We start from the raw sequence: 17,501 nt of genomic DNA, 5'->3' as shown, positions 1-17,501 counted from the left end.
ACTCAAATATATATTTTATACAAATAGGTATATAGATATAAAAACTTTACCACAAATTTCGACATAACATACTATGTACCTACTATAACACGTTTTAACAATAAATATTGTATTTTTTTCACTGATTTATAGTTAATTAGTTAGTGATACAATTGTACTATCGGCTAAAATTCGGAATAGTAAACAGGTTTTGCAACATAAATATGTAAAAGCTACTTTCTCTTACTAAAATGTAGATTATTTACCATAAGAAAAGAGTAGAAAAGCAGGAAATAAACGTTCACTCTCGAATTAGTAGCCTATCGACATATCCCTACTTCTTCTCACCTGTCGATACTTAGGAAAGGAACGTTTTAATAACCTGTCAACAAAATAAGGAGTGCTAGGAGAGGAGTGTTACGCTTGGTCATGAGTCGCGAAGAATTTATTAGCAGCTTTCAAGATAAGCTTACGACTTCCTTTGGTAAATCAATGGAGGAGGCAACAAATAAAGAAGCCTATCAAACCGTAAGCTTAATACTAAGAGATATGATATTGAGAAATTGGCAAAAAACTCAAAATAAACAAAGAGAAAAAGATGAAAAGCAAATGTATTATTTCTCCATGGAGTTTCTTCTTGGCCGACTCATTGAAAGTAACCTCATTAATACTGGACTTGAAAAAATTTGTGTCGAAGCTTTAATAGAACTCGGTTTTAAGCCTGAAGAGGTATTTTCTGAAGAGCTGGATGCAGGATTAGGAAATGGCGGTCTCGGCCGTTTAGCCGCGTGTTTTTTGGATTCACTCGCCTCTTTAAATCTCCCTGGCCACGGAATGGGGATTCGCTATAAATACGGCTTATTTCAGCAAAAAATGGTGAACGGCTATCAGGTCGAACTACCCGACTATTGGCTTAAAGATGACTATATGTGGGAAACAAAACGTTCTGAAAAAGCGATTGAGGTCCATTTTGCTGGCAACGTTCAGCTCCAATCAGCTGACGGTCATCTTCAAGTAGAGCATACAGATTACGAGAGGGTTCTTGCTATACCTTATGATGTACCGATTGTTGGTTATGATAATCAGTTTGTGAATTCTTTAAGGCTTTGGAGCGCTGAATCTATGCCGAATAGCTTTCATTTCCATTCCCAGAAAGGCACCGACTATTATCATTATTTAGACTATAAGCGCTCGGTAGAACAAATTTCTGAATTTCTCTATCCAGATGATTCTTATTATGAAGGTAAGCTATTACGATTAAAGCAGCAGTATTTTCTCGTCTCAGCAGGCTTACAAAGCATCATTAGACGCTTCAAAAAGAAGCATAACGACTTCCTTTTATTTCCTCAAAAAATAGCCATTCAAATTAATGATACTCACCCTAGTTTAGTGATACCAGAACTTATGCGTTTGCTTATGGATATTGAAAAATTAAGCTGGGATGACGCCTGGGACATCACCATACAAACCGTTGCCTATACCAATCATACAACTTTAGTAGAAGCATTAGAAAAATGGCCTGTTCATATGGTCAAAAGCTTATTACCACGAATTTATATGATTATTGAGGAAATTAATGAACGCTTTTGCCAATCCATATATTTTGAGCATCCCGCATTGCGTAATGAAATAGCTAATATGGCGATTATTTCCTACGAACAAATTCATATGGCTCATTTAGCTATTGTTGGTAGTCATTCAATAAATGGTGTTGCCAAGCTGCATACTGAAATTATAAAGAAACGTGAAATGAAAAATTTTTACCGTGTTTTTCCAGAGCGTTTTAATAATAAAACAAACGGAATTACACATCGTCGTTGGTTGTTAAACGTCAACCCTTCTTTAGCGCAGCTTATTTCCAATACTATAGGAGATGGATGGATAAAAGAGCCTAGAAAGCTCATTCACCTTATTAAATATACAGATGATTCTTCACTCCAAGATGAAATTTCTTCAGTAAAATTAAAGAACAAGCAGAAATTAGCGAAGTATATAAGAGATGAATATCAAATTACGATTGATCCTAATTCTCTATTTGATGTTCACATCAAACGATTACATGGCTACAAACGACAGCTACTGAACCTATTTCACATTCTTCATTTGTATCAGTTATGCAAGGAAAACCCAAATGTACAATTTACCCCGAGGACCTTTATATTCGGGGCAAAAGCCGCACCAGGATATCATTTCGCCAAACAAGTAATTAAATTAATTACCGCTGCAGCCGACAAAATTAATCACGATCCCTTTGTAAAAGATAAATTAAAATTAATATTTTTAGAAAATTATAATGTAAGTTTAGCTGAAAAAATCATTCCAGCTGCTGATATTAGTGAACAAATCTCAACAGCTAGTAAAGAAGCTTCAGGTACTGGGAATATGAAATTAATGATGAATGGAGCTTTAACGATAGGTACTCTGGATGGAGCCAATATCGAGATTAGAGATATGGTCGGTCCTAAAAATATTTTTACTTTTGGATTAAACTCTAAAGAAGTGTTTGAATACCAACAAAATGGAGACTATCGAGCAAGAGATGTTTATAATAGCGATCAGCGTTTAAGTGCTGTAATGGATACTTTAGTCAACCAATCCTTTTTCCAAGATGATGTTGAATTCAAAAATATCTATTATTCTTTACTTTATAATAATGATGAGTATTTTGTTTTAAAAGATTTTGATAGTTATGTAGAAGCACATCAGCATGTAGAACAAACTTATCGGAACGAATCTTCATGGAATAAGAAAAGTATCACGAACATTGCACACTCCGGAAAATTTTCTAGCGATCGAACGATTTCAGAGTATGCGAACGAAATTTGGAACATTCACCCTATGTAAAAAACTGACTAAGGTTAGTAAGGAAGGTCATCGACGTAAGGCTCATTTTTATGTAGTAAATTTGAAATGATATGTATTTGGATGAATACACAAATAACGCACAGTCCCCCTTCTTATAAAAAAAGGGGGACTGTTAAATATGAATAAACCTCTTTGTCATAACTTAGCGGACACAAGTCAGGGAGACTCCAGTTGGATGAGTAGGCAATTCCTAAATCCACTTCAGCACCTGCACCTCACCAGACGCGGAGTGCCTCGGGGAACGAAACAGTCAGGCACCTAACATCGGTGGAGTTCTTTATTCATGCGTACTGTCCCTGCATCTTCATATTTTCACAAATCCTTAATGTTCAATGCTCTGTCAGGAAAATCAGTAAACAAACCTGCTACTCCCCAATGAATAAAGTTCTTCATTTGTTCCAAATGATTAACCGTGAATGGCCTCAAAATAAGGTATTTACGTAATTCTCTCACTTCATCTTCTAATAAAGTTGGAGCATAGAAATGATAAGCACTAGCTCCCACTTTCTCCATGTAAGACTGTGGTTCAAATAGTGGTTCCATTGCTAGAATTGCCGTTTCAATGTTAGGTAATTTCTCTTTTATATCATATAAACCACGATGATCAAATGATGAAAAAATAATTCGCTTCTCTAATTGAGAACCCTTCACTAATGAAGTAACCGAATGGATAATTTCTTTTCTATCTTGAACAAACCCCTTGAGTTCTATATTTAATACAAAAGAATGTTCACTCATCCACAGCAAAAATTCTTCGAGAGTTGGAATTTTTTCATTAATAAAAGAATCGGAAAATTGGCAGCCCGCTGATAACTGCTTAAGCTCCTTAACGGTTGATTGACGTACATAGCCACTGCCGTTTGTCGTTCTTTCCAAAGTCAAATCATGAATAATAACTGGAACGCCATCCTTACTTAATTGAACATCTAGTTCTATACCATCTACATTTAAACCTTGAGCAGCTTGAAAAGCACTCATTGTATTTTCAGGAAATTGACTAGAGAAGCCTCGATGTGCAAAGATCTGGACTGAATTTTTCAAAATACCCACTCCTATCTATTAGCCTACAATTGAAATTGTTTTTTTTATTTTCTATCGACAAGAAAATTTCCTACCTTTTTTTCGTTCCAATATAAACTAAAGTCATCTCCGTCTTCTAAGGGACCTACCCCTTCTGGTGTACCTGTAAATATGATATCTCCAGCCTTCACTCCAAATGCTTTTATTAGTTCATCTAATATCATTTGAAAGGAGAATATCATTTCGTTTATTGTTCCTTTTTGAACGATTTCACTATTATTCGTTAAAGAGAAGCTATTCTTCTTACATTCTTCAATTCCTGGAAAATCCCAAAAGTCAGTGAGTATAGCAGATTCACGAAATCCTTTAGCTCTTAACCACGGCTGTCCCTTTCTTTTTAATTCCGACTGCAGATCCCTTAACGTTAAGTCTATACCTAAAGCCATTTTATCAACCACATCTTCAATCAAGTCGCCTTTTTCAACATTTTTATGAATATGTAAAACGATTTCCAATTCATGATGAATCTCACCTAATAGTTTAGGAAATGATAACACCCTGCCATCGGCTTTAGTTAAAGCATGTGTGGGTTTAGAAAATAAAATAGGTTGTTTTGGCACTTCATTACCTAGCTCTTCTGCATGCTTCACATAGTTTCTACCTATACAAAAAATATTTTTGATTTCCATGACTTTCTCCTTTTTAATGAAATATATTGAGCTTCTTCATTCGATCGATCGCTTCTTTTAGGATATTTTCATCTGTTAGTAAACCAATCCGAACATAACCTTCCCCGTATTGTCCAAAACCTACACCGGGTGCTACGACTATATGAGCTTGCTTCAACAAAATATCAGCAAATTGTTCAGAGGTAAAAGGTTTTGGAACTTTAAACCAAGCAAAAAAGGAACCTTTTGGCGCTATGACTTCCCAGCCAATTTTTAATGCTTCCTTGACTAAAACATTTCTTCTTGCTTCATACATAGCCACCAGCTCTTGGATTGAATCTTGCTCATTTAATAATGCATGTGCTGCCGCTTCCTGAATACCACCAAAAATGCTGCAATAATAATGATCTTGTAGAAGCTCGATTGCTTTTATCACACTTCTATTTCCAACTGCAAAACCGACTCGCCAGCCTGCCATATTAAATGTTTTCGATAAAGTCATCATTTCAATCCCTACATCTTTGGCTCCGTCGTTTTGTAAAAAGCTAATAGGTCTCTTTCCATCATAGCCAATTGCTCCATATGCGAAATCATGAACGACGCATATATGATGTTCATCAGCTACTTTTATGACTTCATTGAAAAAGTTCGGTGTCGCTGTCGCCCCAGTTGGGTTATTAGGATAATTTAAAAACATCATCTTAGCACTTTGTAAATCTTCTTTTTTAAGCTCTGAAAATACTGGAAGAAATTGATTTTCTTCTAACAGCTTTAACGGGATCATTTTTGCTTTTGCCAGTGCTACACCTGACCAATAATCCGGATATCCAGGGTCTGGCATTAGAACTCCATCTCCCGGGTTTAACAAACATTGGCTAACCTCTACCAATCCTGTTTTGGTTCCATTTAATACGGCTACCTCTTCATACGGGTCAAGCTCGACACCATATTCGCGCTGATAATACTCCGCGACGGCTTCCTTTAAAAAGGAAAACCCTTCAAAGGGAGAGTATTTATGGTAAAGCGGATTTTCAGCCGCTTGCTGTAATTTTTCTACGATTGCTGGGGGAGTTGGCTGATCTGGATTCCCTTGACCAAGATTTATCACGTCGTCGTATTGTTTGGATAGTGTAACTACTTTCTTCACTAAATTAGAAAAAAATTGATCGGGCAGTTGATTTAAGGTATCTGATTGTTTAAAAATTTTCATACTAGCTTTTTAAAAAGCCTTGATTTTTGATAAATGATTCTAAATGCGCTCGATTAGGCTTAGACAAATGCTGTGCCATTTGCTTCGACCAAGGTTCACCCTTTTGACTATTCGTTCTTGCACCGTAATAGGCTTCTGTTACTTGATCATATTCTTTTATTGCTTGTTCTAATTGGTCTTCATTATATTCATCGTAAAATATAGTAGCTGATTCAGGCAGTCTTGGCTTTAGCTCTGGTGATTGAGCTGGATAGCCGATGCATAAACCCATAACAGGAAACGTATACTTAGGAAGGTTTAAGAGCTCTGCAACCTCTTTTGGCTGATTCCTAATTCCACCTATCATCACTCCACCTAATCCATAGGCTTCAGCAGCTAACAAAAGATTTTGAGCCACTAACGCCGTATCAACACCACCAACTAATACCTGCTCTAATTCGTTTACTTCAAAAGGTTGATTATGCCACTCACTTACTTTTTTTAATCTATAATAATCTGCACATAAAACAAAGAAAACGGGGCACTTTTCTACATAAGATTGATTTCCTGTTAGTTCGGCTAGCTTTTTCTTTTTTTGTACGTCACGAACAATGATGATACTGTACGCTTGAACGTTATGAGACGTAGAAGCACTTTTTGCTGATTGTAATAGGTCTTTAATGATTTCGTCACTAACTTGTTGATCTGTATATTGTCTAATGGAACGATGATTTTGAATGACTTCGTTAAACAAACGGCCTGACATGAACAACACTCCTTGTAATTAATAAAGAATACGATCTCATTTTACCAAAAAAAAGTGAAAATATATAAAATTTAAATTAATTATTCAACTTGTGCTTGTCACTCATCCTTTGTTCTATTAATCTATTATTGAATGCACGATTACTATGAAAAGGGTGTTAAAATGAAAGAAACATTAAATCCACTAAATACAAACGAGCGTATTCACTCATTAGATATGATGAGAGGCTTTGCTTTACTTGGGATATTACTAGTAAATACGATGAATTTTCAATACGGACTTTTTCTCATTCCTTCTTTACATGATTTTTATCCACTCGGTATCTTCGATCAGCTCACCGAAGGCTTTTTGTATTTATTTATTCGAACGAGCTTCTATACGTTGTTTTCCTTTTTATTTGGTTACGGAATGGTTATTTTACAAGAGCGTTCTAAACAAAAAAACCGTAGCTTTGCAGCTATTTACTGGCGCCGAGCTCTCCTCTTATTACTCATAGGTCTTCTCCATCGTGTATACATATGGGAAGGCGATATATTAGTTTCTTATGCTTTAACATCGTTTCTCTTTTTCTTCTTTTTAAGGTTTCAAGCTAAAGGTCTTCTTATTTCTGCTCTCATATTTCTTGGAATTATGTCACTTAGCGCTATAGCTCCTGGAGAGACTAATCTCAATGATACAAGCTCTGAGTTTTATACGTATTCAGTAGAAGAAAAAGAAGTTCTAACAAATGGCAGCTACGTAGATGTGTTAATGTTTCGTTTACATTCAGACTTTTATGGTCTAGGAATTTTGGAAGACGTATTTTTAGAGGCTGCGACAGTTTTGACGGTTATTGGGATGTTTTTATTAGGAGCTTTTGTAGCTAGAAAAAAATGGCTGATAGAAGTAAATCAGCATAAAAAACTTTTGAAAAGAATATGGTGGTTCACTCTATTAATTGGTTTTGGCTCTAAGGTTCCCTTTCTTTTTTCAAATAGTATCGCAGCCGAAGGATTGATGACATATATCGGCGGTCCATTGACAGCCATTTTTTATGCGACTTCTATTTCATTATTAGCGAACACTGAAACAGGAAGCCAGATTCTCAAGCCTTTTGCATATGTTGGACGATTATCTCTTAGTCAATATTTACTTCAATCACTCATTTTTACTACTCTATTTTATGGATACGGATTTTCATTATTTGGCAAGCTCGGATTTTTCTTAGGCATGCTCGTATCGATTGCCTTCTTTATCATTCAAATCCTCATCAGTAAATGGTATCTTAACCATTTTAGAATTGGACCGATCGAATGGCTTTGGAGAGCAGGCACATACTTATCCATTCCTCCATTTAAAAAGCATAAATAAAAAAACGCTTCATCAAAAAAAAGCTGGCGACCCTTTCAACAGAAACGGTCACCAGCTTTATTACATATTACTCTTAAAAGAAATAGCGGATAGGATTAAAAGTCAATACTCCTACCCACTACCTTTATCTTCATTAGAGAAACCATACTTCTATTATGTTGTAGCTGTTTTATGAAGGTTTCGGTACTTTTTAGGAGTAATCCCTTCCTTCCTTCTAAAAGTAGCAACAAAGTGGCTCACATCTTTAAATCCTACCTTCTCTGTAATCTCCTTTAAAGAAAGTCCTGAATCGGAAACCAATAATTTTTTCGACTCTCTAATTCGAAGCTGTATAAGAAAAGAGTATGGGCTCATTCCGAAAGATTCTCTAAATAATAAATTTAAATATTGTGAGCTCATTTTGGCATATTGAGCCATATCAGGCAAACGAATATCTTCAGATAACTGCTCTTCTAACCATTTAACAACTGACTTAATTTTCTCATAGGACTGTGATAAAGACGGTTGATTATTCATTTGCCCGAATTTTTTGATCATTATGAGTAAATGGTACAAATCTCTAGAATTTTCAAATTGAGAAAAACTAGCTTCTTGCTCAATCGTTTGCAGCATTTCTAAGACGATTTGTTGAAAGGAGACTTTTTCCGTTTCCATATAGGCAGCCGTACGATTAATCTGTAATGATTTTAGAATAGATTCAGTCGATGCTCCTCCAAAAGTAACATAGATAGTGGACCATTCGCTCCCATTTGGATGATATTCATGAGGTGTATTCGGAAAAAGAAGGATTCCTTTACCTTTTGATAAGAGAATTTCTTCATCATTATAACTAAATCGTCCTTCTCCCTCTACCGTTTGCAACCAATGAAAATATGGGTATCCATTAGGTCGCTTTATATCGAATTCAGTTGGATTAAAGCCTATACTTTCAATAAATAATGGCAAAAAAGATTCTGATGTTGAAAAAGAATATCTTTTTTTTACTTGCTCCATCCTACCTTTCCCTCCCCCTTAAAACCAAATAGTTTTTAACTTCTCAAAAAAATATATCTTTCCCTCCTTATAATTTAGTAAAAGATTATAGTTTTATATTTTCATGAAAAATCCCGTATCGGTTTTATTGACTTATTCATATTATAAAGCGTTTTCATTTTCATTTATATATAATAAAATGCTCATTTATATAATAAAATGAAATAATCATAAAAAATTCAAAAAACTAGCTACTTTTAAGTAAGCTAGTTAAATAATTATATTTTTATTTTTTAAAAAATATAAAAAAATCTGTTCGATGTTTCAAATTAAAACCGTTACAAACCTTCTTTGCTGTTCTTTACTACTATTCTAGCTCAACCGTATAGTTTTCACCATCAGTGACTATCTTGATGGTGCCATGTTCAGCTGTTCCTAGAAATTCAATACCTAATTCGTTAAATAGCGATTCGACCTCAATGTGAGGATGACCATATGAATTATTTTCACTAGCTGAATAAATACCTATTTCAGGATTAACAGCCTCTAAAAATTCTCGTGTATTTGATGTGGAAGACCCATGGTGTCCAACCTTAAAGATATCAGCCTCTAAATCAAAACCGCTATCTAGCATCTCGAATTCACTTCTCTCCTCTGCGTCTCCTGTAAAGAGAAAACGAAGCTCTCCATAGGTAATCATCCCGCTAATAGAATCATTATTAAAATCCCCCGTTAAATGAGTAGGATGAATAATTTCGATTAAAAAATCCCCTACTTCTACATCTAAACCAGAACGGGCCTCAACAACATCTGTATCTGTTTCAATCAAAGCATCAACTAAAAGCTCAAACGTTTTGGAGCTGGCCTGATTACCATCCATCCAAACCTCACTAGGCCTATACTGTCTAATAATCTGATCAGCATTTCCTATATGATCAGCGTGAGGATGTGTAAGTATTAACAAATCAATTTCAATAACACCTAACTGATTTAAATATTCAAATATGACATCTGAATCATGTCTACCAGTATCGATTAAAATCGTTGCTTCATTAGATTGGATTAACGTACTATCGCCCTGGCCGACATCTAAAAAATGGTAAATAGCTTCTCCATTTACTACTGGAACAACCTTCGCACTATCTTCAATTAACCAGCTCTCCAAATCTGAGACCGAGCAAGCTACTAAAATAGTACTCATAATTATTAGTAATACTGACAATCTTTTTATCAAATAAATCCCCCTCTACCCTGCTTTTCTATCTTTTACAAAAGATTAAGTATTAAGAAAGAAAGTAAAACTGTCAAGAGAGAATTGGCTCAATTTGTTTTGGGGTATTTATCAACAACCATTAAAAATGCTTAATCTTTAATGACTTTTTCTTGTAATAAAAATAATTTAATTTGTTCTTTTTCTACTTTTTTTAATGTCTTCTCATATTTTTTCTCAAAGTATTCTACTAAGAGATCCATTTTTTTATCTGTATTCATATTGGGAACCTCCTCCCAAAGAAGAGTGTACCCTCTAATCTTAGAAAGAAAACCAATTTCTTTATAAAAATCATCATTTAGCTTATTTTACTTTGAACAAATTCAATGGATAATATTTGCTCAATTGCGAATAATCTTTTTTGCTGTCGATAATAACAATATCCAATTAAATAAGAATGATTAAGCTTTAAAACCTTCACCTTTCTTTTACTGAAATTTCCTTTTTGATCAAGATAAATCATGACAATGATTTTATTATCAGAAATGGCTCGCTTTAACTGTTGTTTCAAAACAAACACCTCATCTCTCATACATCCATTATAATACGAACAAACGTTCTCGTTCAAGCGATTTGTGAAAATGATTTAATGAAAGGATTTTGCTGGTTAATAAGGTATAGATTATAATTAGAATGTAAATTTGTAGGCTATCATCACCATTTTAAGGAAGTGTTTTTGATGATTTTTTTTGATATCGATGATACCTTAGTCGATCATCGATTTGCTAGCAAGTCAGCATTAGAAGACTTTTTCAATAAGTATCGAAATGAGCTCAACAGGTTTCAAACCTATAAACATTTTGAAAAAGAATGGTTTAGCGTATCCGAAAGATATTTTCATCTATTTTTAGAGAAACAAATTAGCTTTAAACAACAGCAAAGACTCCGTATCCTTCATTTCTTTAAAGAAATACAAGAACACGAAGCCGATTTATTTTTTCAGTACTATTTAAATAGCTATGAAAATCATTGGGTTTTATTTGATGATGTTTTAGAATGTCTAAAACGTTTAAAGAACCATAATATTCCATTAGGAATCATAAGTAATGGAGACAAAGAACAGCAAACAAAAAAGCTTATTAAAACAAATATCATCCATTATTTTTCTTACTTAGGCTTTGCTAGCGATATAGGCTTTGCAAAACCGAATCCACAAATCTTTGAAATATCAATCAAAGAAACGACGTCAGCTAAAGAATCTCATTATTATGTTGGAGATGATTACCGCACTGATATTCAAAGCTGTGAAGGTTTACCTATCACCGCTATATGGTTAAACCGCAATGGAGGAAAGGAAGTTCTTTCAAGCGACTTACAGATTAGCCAATTAGATGAGTTATTTCATATTATCGAATAATGGTATGAGCTATTTTGATATGCTACTTTGATGATTGAGAGTTGACTCTGTCAGGTTTTTGCATACATTCATAATCTCTTCTCTCATTTCTTTATTTTCTGCATAAGTTGGATATGTACTTTTACCTATTACACGAACCATATCCTTAATAAATCCTTGTGATTCTTCTAAGGCTGGGGTCATCATCTCTAATTTATCATTGAATAATATTCCTGTACTGTCTTTAAATCGATCAGATGTGCATATCTCATAATAATTATGGGCCATATAGCTAGGAGGACGAAAAAATAAGTTTTGGAGTAAAGCCACCATTCTATATTTTAGCGTTATTTTCTGTAATGTTTCCTTTGACATTTTTGCCCCGTTAATCTGTAAAGCAGTGATTTTAATGCCTTCAGCCTTATATTCTTCCGCCATTTTAAAAGTGAGCATAGTCAATGCCATTTTCGATTGACAGTACATCTTATACACAGTAAATTTCTCACTACTTTTATATTCACCCGTTACATTGTCTAAATCGATCTCTCTTTTAGGATCAAAAAAGTGCTTAATAATGTTACTACCCGCATTAAGTACTCTTGCATCACTAGACTTTTTTAATTGTTTCACTAATAGATTTGTTAGTAAATAGGGACCGACTACATTTGTCGCAAAGGTCAATTCAATTCCTTCTTTACTAAGAGTATGATTAGCTCCATGATTAAAATAAGCTGCATTATGTATTAGGATGTCTAATTTATCATATTTACTATTAAAATCATTGACAAATTGATAGATTGATTCGAATGACGATATATCTAATTTCATCACTTCAACCTTAGTATTACGTGTAGATGTAACAATCTCTTCTCGAGCTTTTTGACTAGCATCGATATTCCGACAAGCCATAATAACGGTATAATCATCTTTAGCAAATTGCTTAGCAGCAGCCTTCCCAATCCCCGAGTTTGCACCTGTAATCATAACAATACGATTTTTCATTCTATTGCTCCTTTTCTAAAGGTTATGTTCATTTACTATTCTTACGTAAACGCGCAGCTACAATAACATCCTCGGCCGTGCTATCTAGAAGCTCTACCACTTTATCATTCGTAAAATCTTTCGGAAGCAACCCATTAGCGACCATTATGGAAAGACCCCCTTGGAAAATTCGCATTTTCAATAAAATATTCATTAATTCCTCATCTGTAAACCCTTCAAGGGTAACACTCTCTTTCATCATTGAAACAAGGTCATTCCCTATCTCTTGGTTATAGTCCTTTAAATACTCGTTTTGTTTCATCATTAACTCGTTAAAAAGAACACTATATTCACTTGCAAAACGTAGGCTAGCAATACCTATATCACGAAATGTATCCCCACTATTTTGTTCTAGAATCATTTGTTGATTAATAGTAATCATTTTTTTTACGACATCATTTATAAGTTCTTCCACATCATTGAAGTTCACATAAATCGGGGCAATCGAACTTCCTAATTTGTCAGCAACCTTTCTAATAGTTATTTTACTTAACCCTTCTACTCTTGCTATTTCAAAAGCGGCATCGACAATTTGTTCTTTGGAAAACTTCTTTTTCGGGGGCATAATCATCCTCTTTTCAATACAACACATTATATATCATACGTTATATAACATATGATATATAATGAACACTTGACTAGTCAATACTTTTTTCAAATTTAAAATTTTTGTTCCAAAAAAGACATTGTTTGCATTAGCAAACAATGTCTTTTTTTAGTATGGTATAAATGTTATTTACATGATCTATAATGAACAAAATATCTTACTCTTATCGTTTACCATCGGATATGCTCCCATCCCTTTTGACATTCTTCTCTGTATCTTTGAACCCACTGCTCTGAGACATCGTCTGCAATTTGCTCAAAATATGGAGGAGAAATATCGATATTTTGAGTAGGGAGATTTAAAAATTTTAATACTTTTAATACTGTTCCTTCATAGTCTCGAATAAAATCTTCATAAACGATAGTCAGAGGAACCACTTTCGCCTCTGTAAAAAATTCTTCTATAGAAGCCTCAAACATAGTACTTTCAATGAATAAATGATGAATCGCATTAAAATTATACTCTTCTATTAAATCTACATCTTTTGGTTTTTCTCCATGTTTCCGATGCCACTCACCTGAAACGATAGCACGCCACCAAGATACCGCTAATCGCACTTTATTTCTCCTAGTCATCCAAATATGCTGACAATTAGGGAAAGCTGAGCTCCATACTTCAGCTTCTGTCATTTCAATGGGCAGCTTGTAAAACTCTCTCAGACTAGTTATCCATTTTCGATTAAGATCTGTTTTCAATCCAAAAACACCGTTAGAGGTCGTGCCTTCTTCCCATATTTTTTCTATGCCGTCCTGGGTTATGTTATTTGGGTTTCTAAAATGTAATAACTCTGCCGGATTACCGGCAATACCTGTCGAAGTAAGCGCTTTAGTTAACAACGTAGAACCAGTTCTTTGAGAAAACCAAATCGTGTAACTTTTCAAAGGTTTTTTCAAACTCCTCACTCCCTAAATCTTATTTTGGAATTAGCATTTGTTATTAATTTCTATCAAGTAAGTGAATTTCATCAATGCTCTATAAGTAAATAAAACCGAACAATTATTATGAAAATTTATTGAATATTTTTAATAAACTTATTGATTGTAACAGTAGGTAGTGACTCCCAAAGGATGAGCGCCGTTTGAAGATCCACTTTGACGAAGCTCTGCGTAGTCGGAGTTAGCTGAAAACAAGCCCTCGGGAAAGCATCTACCTAAAGTAAAAATCAAAAACCTAATCGTTCCGTTTTGATTTTCAAAATACTTTAGTAAGGGCGGTTAAATGACCATCCAGCTCAAAAAAATGCTCGTTAAATTAAACCTGTTTATTCTTTTTTTTACTAAATTTAAACGTTTCTAAGCATAACAATGAAAAAGTTACGCTGAACATTATGACAAACCCTATAACCATACTTATCCATTTTTTATCATATGTAATATACTTTGAAACGTAATAACTAACTGTACTCACAATGAGTAAATACGCGAAATATCTTAAAAACTTCATCATGATCTTCATTCATCCATCCTTATCAAAAAAACCTTAATAATCTGTATCCGTTAAATATTCGACCAGAAAAGACATTAGGAATGCGATATGATTTCCATAGAGAAAGTCGGATTCATTTATACATGCCTTTCATTACTTCTGTATGAACATTTTTGTGATTTACATAGCCTAATTAACGGTGAATCATTCATTATTTTCGAACCATATTAATAAATTCATCATGTTTTATTCCATAGCAGAGGGGTAAAGAACGATAATGCTGGAACTTTATGGAGGTTACTATGATTATAAATAATCTTTGGCTTAATGCTATATTTGTATTTGTTACCACATTTTTTCTTACATATTTCTTGCGTTATCTTTTAGAAAGTGGTGACTATAGTCTTGTTCATAATTGGATGGAGCACTTGATAACAGCCATTGGATTAACCATTGGTTTTACCATTGTTATTAAATTAAAAAAGAAAAAGTCTAACTCTCAATAGGCAAACGGGTTTAATTTTATTCATTTTATGATTCTATTTCGTCCGGCTGCTTTTCTACCATGAAATGCGATTAATTATAGGGATAAATGTAAATTAAACTACTCACACATTACTTACTCTGAATGTTTTTTTATAAAATTTTGTATATAATTCCATGACTGAATAGCAGCATCGGCATTCGCCTCTTTTGTTCCTCCGCAATCCATAATAGTCCTCCCACCCAAATGCTCATAAACATTAGCTGGCAAATGGGGTAATGCATAAGGGAATGAAACAAAATGTCCCCCCTCTTTGAACTGTAGATGCTCTATAGAGTCAAGTTTGGATTTGATTTCATTTGAAAAAGTAGAGGATGGCCATATACCATCTTTATCTCCTGAAATTAGTAGAACGGGTGCCTTTATGTTCTCTACTTTGATTCTAGCATCCTCTAATCTATTGTTATCCTTTTTTAAACTATCTTCCCACACATTAAAAAAGGAAACAGGCCTTTTTAAAATCATTTGTTTAAGGACGGGTAGCATATTACTGAACTTATGTTGCATTTTAAGGAACGATTTTGCTTGATCATTTATAGTCCATGAAGGGATTGGAGCAAAAATACCATTCCTCATTCCTGAAGTAATATATGCACTTGGAGCACCAGCAATAACAGCAGAAAATTCATCATATTCTGATGCAAGTAGAAGAGCTAATTCTGCTCCTTTTGAATAGCCAATAACGATTACTTTACTTCGATTGTTCGTTTGTTCCTTCAAAAACTGTAAGGCATTATAGAAGTATTCCAACGGGATATTTTCTAAATCCTTTGGAACACCATCTTGATTAAAATAAGCTAAATCTAAAACATTATAACCTTTTGCTGCAAGTAAAGAGGCAGCGGGGTCAAGCTTACCACCGTCCGATCCAGCTAAAAGCAAAACATTTGGGTAATCGCCTTTTTCTTTTGGAAGATACAAAGTTCCGATTATATGATTTTGATTCAATTCAACAACATGAATATCGTTTTTATAGAAGCTTCGTTCGAATGCAACTTCATGTACCAATTCATCACGTATCTTTAGCTGCATTTTAATAGTTAAGGCATTTATATTCGTTTTAAGGAAATAATCATCATGCTTTTTCTTTACGTGTTTTGCAGACCAAAAAATACCATTTCTATCTATACCAGTATAGGTCCCTTTAATGGAAGCTTCATTGGCTATATGTACTTCACCATTTTTATTTGCGATAAATGTAGCATCAGATACAAACAATTCGTCTCGATCATCATGTATGTAGGTTAATATGGAAATTTCATCACTTGGATTACACCCTTTTACAGAAATTTCGATCTCCTCATCAAAATTAGAATGTAAAGGATGAACGACAATATAAGGTTTTTTCAATTGTTGATCCCCTTTCTTTTTTAATATTTACGATTATCAAATAATAAAAGTTTCATAAGCTTTACTATATGACTCAATTTCATCATTCATATCTTATAATAAAAACCGAACGATTTGGTTTTTGATTTTCACTTTAGGTAGATGCTTTCCCAAGGGCTTGTCTTCAGCTAACTCTGACTACGCAGAGCTTCACCAGAGTGGATCTTCAGACTGCGCTGATCCTTTGGGAGTCACTACCTACCGTTTCAATCAAGAAGTTAATTTTATGAAATTCACTCATATCAAGAAGAACCAAAAAAACCGTTATCCCAAGGGCGAAATAACAGTTTTCTTAATTGAGGTTATTCATTTTAAATTATGATTTACTTTTATTTCCCTTCTGATCAATCAATTTCCCGACAATTAATCCTAATAAAATATTGGTGATAATTAAGGGATTCAATACATCCGGTGAACTTAAAATAAAAGTTAAAACTCCTGCAACTACTGCAATTAAGACTGCGTTTAAAGACATAACATCCTCCATATTAACATTTATCGTTAGAGTGAAAGGTTAACGCAAATCTCCCATTTTCCCGATTAGATAAGACCTATCATTTTCCTTGTTATTTAAAATTACCCTTTAAGCTTTTCTTGTAAACAACAGGTATTGATTCAAAGGAAACAAACTCTCATTCATTTAGAGAAACCTGATCCAATAAAAATAATTCACTATGAACGCAAGTACTGTAAATAAAAATATCGTACTTCCTTGTATTTTTAGAAATAAGGTAATATAACTTTTTTGCTTATGAAACGCTTTAGAAGCCTTTAAATTAATATTGAGAAGAAATATTGAAAAGAAGCACCCTAAAAATAAGTGAAAGATGATTAAATGGAGCGTAAGATTAGAAAGCACAGTAAATAAATAAAAAGGTATCCAATACCACAACCCAACTGTTAACACTAACAATAAGATTAGCATTACATACAGATAGATATTATTTTTGAAATATTCGAGATAGAGATGATACCAATTCATATATATTACCTTCTTTCCATAACGAGTTCACTGATAACGATGTCTTTCATGATTATTCCTATTTTATCATTCTCCACCTTCTATTAGGTATAAATAGT

Annotated in this window: 17 protein-coding genes; 4 read left to right on the top strand and 13 right to left on the bottom strand. The window is 33.9% G+C overall.

Annotated elements, in window-relative coordinates:
• Nucleotides 1-408: 408 nt before the first annotated feature.
• The gene (locus AZF04_RS07265; RefSeq protein ID WP_061948701.1) at nt 409-2,823 is read left to right on the top strand and encodes a glycogen/starch/alpha-glucan phosphorylase; all 2,415 of its coding nucleotides are present in this window, start codon (nt 409-411) and stop codon (nt 2,821-2,823) included.
• A 333-nt stretch (nt 2,824-3,156) separates the two neighbouring features.
• Here the strand turns inward: AZF04_RS07265 and AZF04_RS07260 are convergent, their stop codons facing one another.
• From AZF04_RS07260 to nfsA, 4 genes are read right to left on the bottom strand one after another with little or no spacing between them, the layout of a single operon-like run.
• Nucleotides 3,157-3,885, bottom strand: coding sequence for a glycerophosphodiester phosphodiesterase (locus tag AZF04_RS07260; protein WP_412459199.1), 729 nt, complete (start codon nt 3,883-3,885; stop codon nt 3,157-3,159).
• Between the two features lie 44 nt (nt 3,886-3,929).
• Entirely contained in the window at nt 3,930-4,553 is a 624-nt protein-coding gene (locus tag AZF04_RS07255) for a fumarylacetoacetate hydrolase family protein (RefSeq protein ID WP_061948174.1), read from the bottom strand.
• Nucleotides 4,554-4,566: 13 nt separating this feature from the next.
• Nucleotides 4,567-5,742 (bottom strand): pyridoxal phosphate-dependent aminotransferase, encoded by a 1,176-nt coding sequence (locus AZF04_RS07250; RefSeq protein WP_061948173.1) that lies wholly within the window; start codon nt 5,740-5,742, stop codon nt 4,567-4,569.
• Between the two features lies 1 nt (nt 5,743).
• Nucleotides 5,744-6,487, bottom strand: a complete 744-nt coding sequence (gene nfsA, locus AZF04_RS07245) for an oxygen-insensitive NADPH nitroreductase (RefSeq protein WP_061948172.1) — start codon at nt 6,485-6,487, stop codon at nt 5,744-5,746.
• A 162-nt stretch (nt 6,488-6,649) separates the two neighbouring features.
• Between nfsA and AZF04_RS07240 the strand changes: the two genes are divergently transcribed.
• Nucleotides 6,650-7,837: a DUF418 domain-containing protein gene (locus AZF04_RS07240; RefSeq protein ID WP_061948171.1), complete on the top strand. Its 1,188-nt coding sequence runs from the start codon at nt 6,650-6,652 to the stop codon at nt 7,835-7,837.
• 153 nt (nt 7,838-7,990) lie between these two features.
• Here AZF04_RS07240 and AZF04_RS07235 read toward each other — a convergent pair whose 3' ends face one another.
• From AZF04_RS07235 to AZF04_RS07225, 4 genes are all read right to left on the bottom strand, one after another.
• Nucleotides 7,991-8,830 carry an AraC family transcriptional regulator gene (locus AZF04_RS07235; protein ID WP_045485430.1) on the bottom strand — a complete coding sequence of 280 codons (840 nt, stop codon included), beginning with the start codon at nt 8,828-8,830 and terminating at the stop codon, nt 7,991-7,993.
• A 346-nt stretch (nt 8,831-9,176) separates the two neighbouring features.
• On the bottom strand, nt 9,177-10,043 hold the full coding sequence (locus AZF04_RS07230) for a ComEC/Rec2 family competence protein (RefSeq protein WP_235599944.1): 867 nt from the start codon (nt 10,041-10,043) through the stop codon (nt 9,177-9,179).
• Nucleotides 10,044-10,171: 128 nt separating this feature from the next.
• Entirely contained in the window at nt 10,172-10,300 is a 129-nt protein-coding gene (locus AZF04_RS21755) for a hypothetical protein (protein ID WP_268753414.1), read from the bottom strand.
• Nucleotides 10,301-10,377: 77 nt separating this feature from the next.
• Nucleotides 10,378-10,590 carry a WYL domain-containing protein gene (locus tag AZF04_RS07225; protein ID WP_061948170.1) on the bottom strand — a complete coding sequence of 71 codons (213 nt, stop codon included), beginning with the start codon at nt 10,588-10,590 and terminating at the stop codon, nt 10,378-10,380.
• Between the two features lie 168 nt (nt 10,591-10,758).
• Between AZF04_RS07225 and AZF04_RS07220 the strand changes: the two genes are divergently transcribed.
• Complete coding sequence (locus AZF04_RS07220; RefSeq protein ID WP_061948169.1) at nt 10,759-11,436, top strand: HAD family hydrolase; 678 nt, start codon at nt 10,759-10,761, stop codon at nt 11,434-11,436.
• 9 nt (nt 11,437-11,445) lie between these two features.
• Here AZF04_RS07220 and AZF04_RS07215 read toward each other — a convergent pair whose 3' ends face one another.
• The 3 genes from AZF04_RS07215 to AZF04_RS07205 form a co-directional block, all read right to left on the bottom strand.
• Complete coding sequence (locus AZF04_RS07215; RefSeq protein ID WP_061948168.1) at nt 11,446-12,417, bottom strand: SDR family NAD(P)-dependent oxidoreductase; 972 nt, start codon at nt 12,415-12,417, stop codon at nt 11,446-11,448.
• Between the two features lie 28 nt (nt 12,418-12,445).
• The gene (locus AZF04_RS07210) at nt 12,446-13,021 is read right to left on the bottom strand and encodes a TetR/AcrR family transcriptional regulator (RefSeq protein WP_061948167.1); all 576 of its coding nucleotides are present in this window, start codon (nt 13,019-13,021) and stop codon (nt 12,446-12,448) included.
• A 212-nt stretch (nt 13,022-13,233) separates the two neighbouring features.
• The gene (locus AZF04_RS07205) at nt 13,234-13,965 is read right to left on the bottom strand and encodes a Stf0 family sulfotransferase (protein ID WP_235599943.1); all 732 of its coding nucleotides are present in this window, start codon (nt 13,963-13,965) and stop codon (nt 13,234-13,236) included.
• 825 nt (nt 13,966-14,790) lie between these two features.
• Here AZF04_RS07205 and AZF04_RS07195 point away from each other — a divergent pair.
• A complete protein-coding gene (locus tag AZF04_RS07195; protein ID WP_061948164.1) occupies nt 14,791-14,994 on the top strand; it encodes a hypothetical protein in 204 nt (67 codons plus the stop codon).
• A gap of 113 nt (nt 14,995-15,107) precedes the next feature.
• On the opposite strand, the gene AZF04_RS07190 is transcribed toward AZF04_RS07195, so the two are convergent.
• Both AZF04_RS07190 and AZF04_RS21155 read right to left on the bottom strand, forming a co-directional pair.
• On the bottom strand, nt 15,108-16,382 hold the full coding sequence (locus AZF04_RS07190; RefSeq protein WP_061948163.1) for an alpha/beta fold hydrolase: 1,275 nt from the start codon (nt 16,380-16,382) through the stop codon (nt 15,108-15,110).
• A gap of 355 nt (nt 16,383-16,737) precedes the next feature.
• On the bottom strand, nt 16,738-16,896 hold the full coding sequence (locus tag AZF04_RS21155) for a hypothetical protein (protein WP_156479545.1): 159 nt from the start codon (nt 16,894-16,896) through the stop codon (nt 16,738-16,740).
• Between the last annotated feature and the right edge of the window lie 605 nt (nt 16,897-17,501).

It is taken from the genome of Alkalihalobacillus trypoxylicola, assembly GCF_001590785.1.
In the GTDB taxonomy this organism is placed as follows: domain Bacteria; phylum Bacillota; class Bacilli; order Bacillales; family Bacillaceae_D; genus Alkalihalobacillus; species Alkalihalobacillus trypoxylicola.
This window is presented reverse-complemented; position numbering and strand designations above follow the sequence as displayed.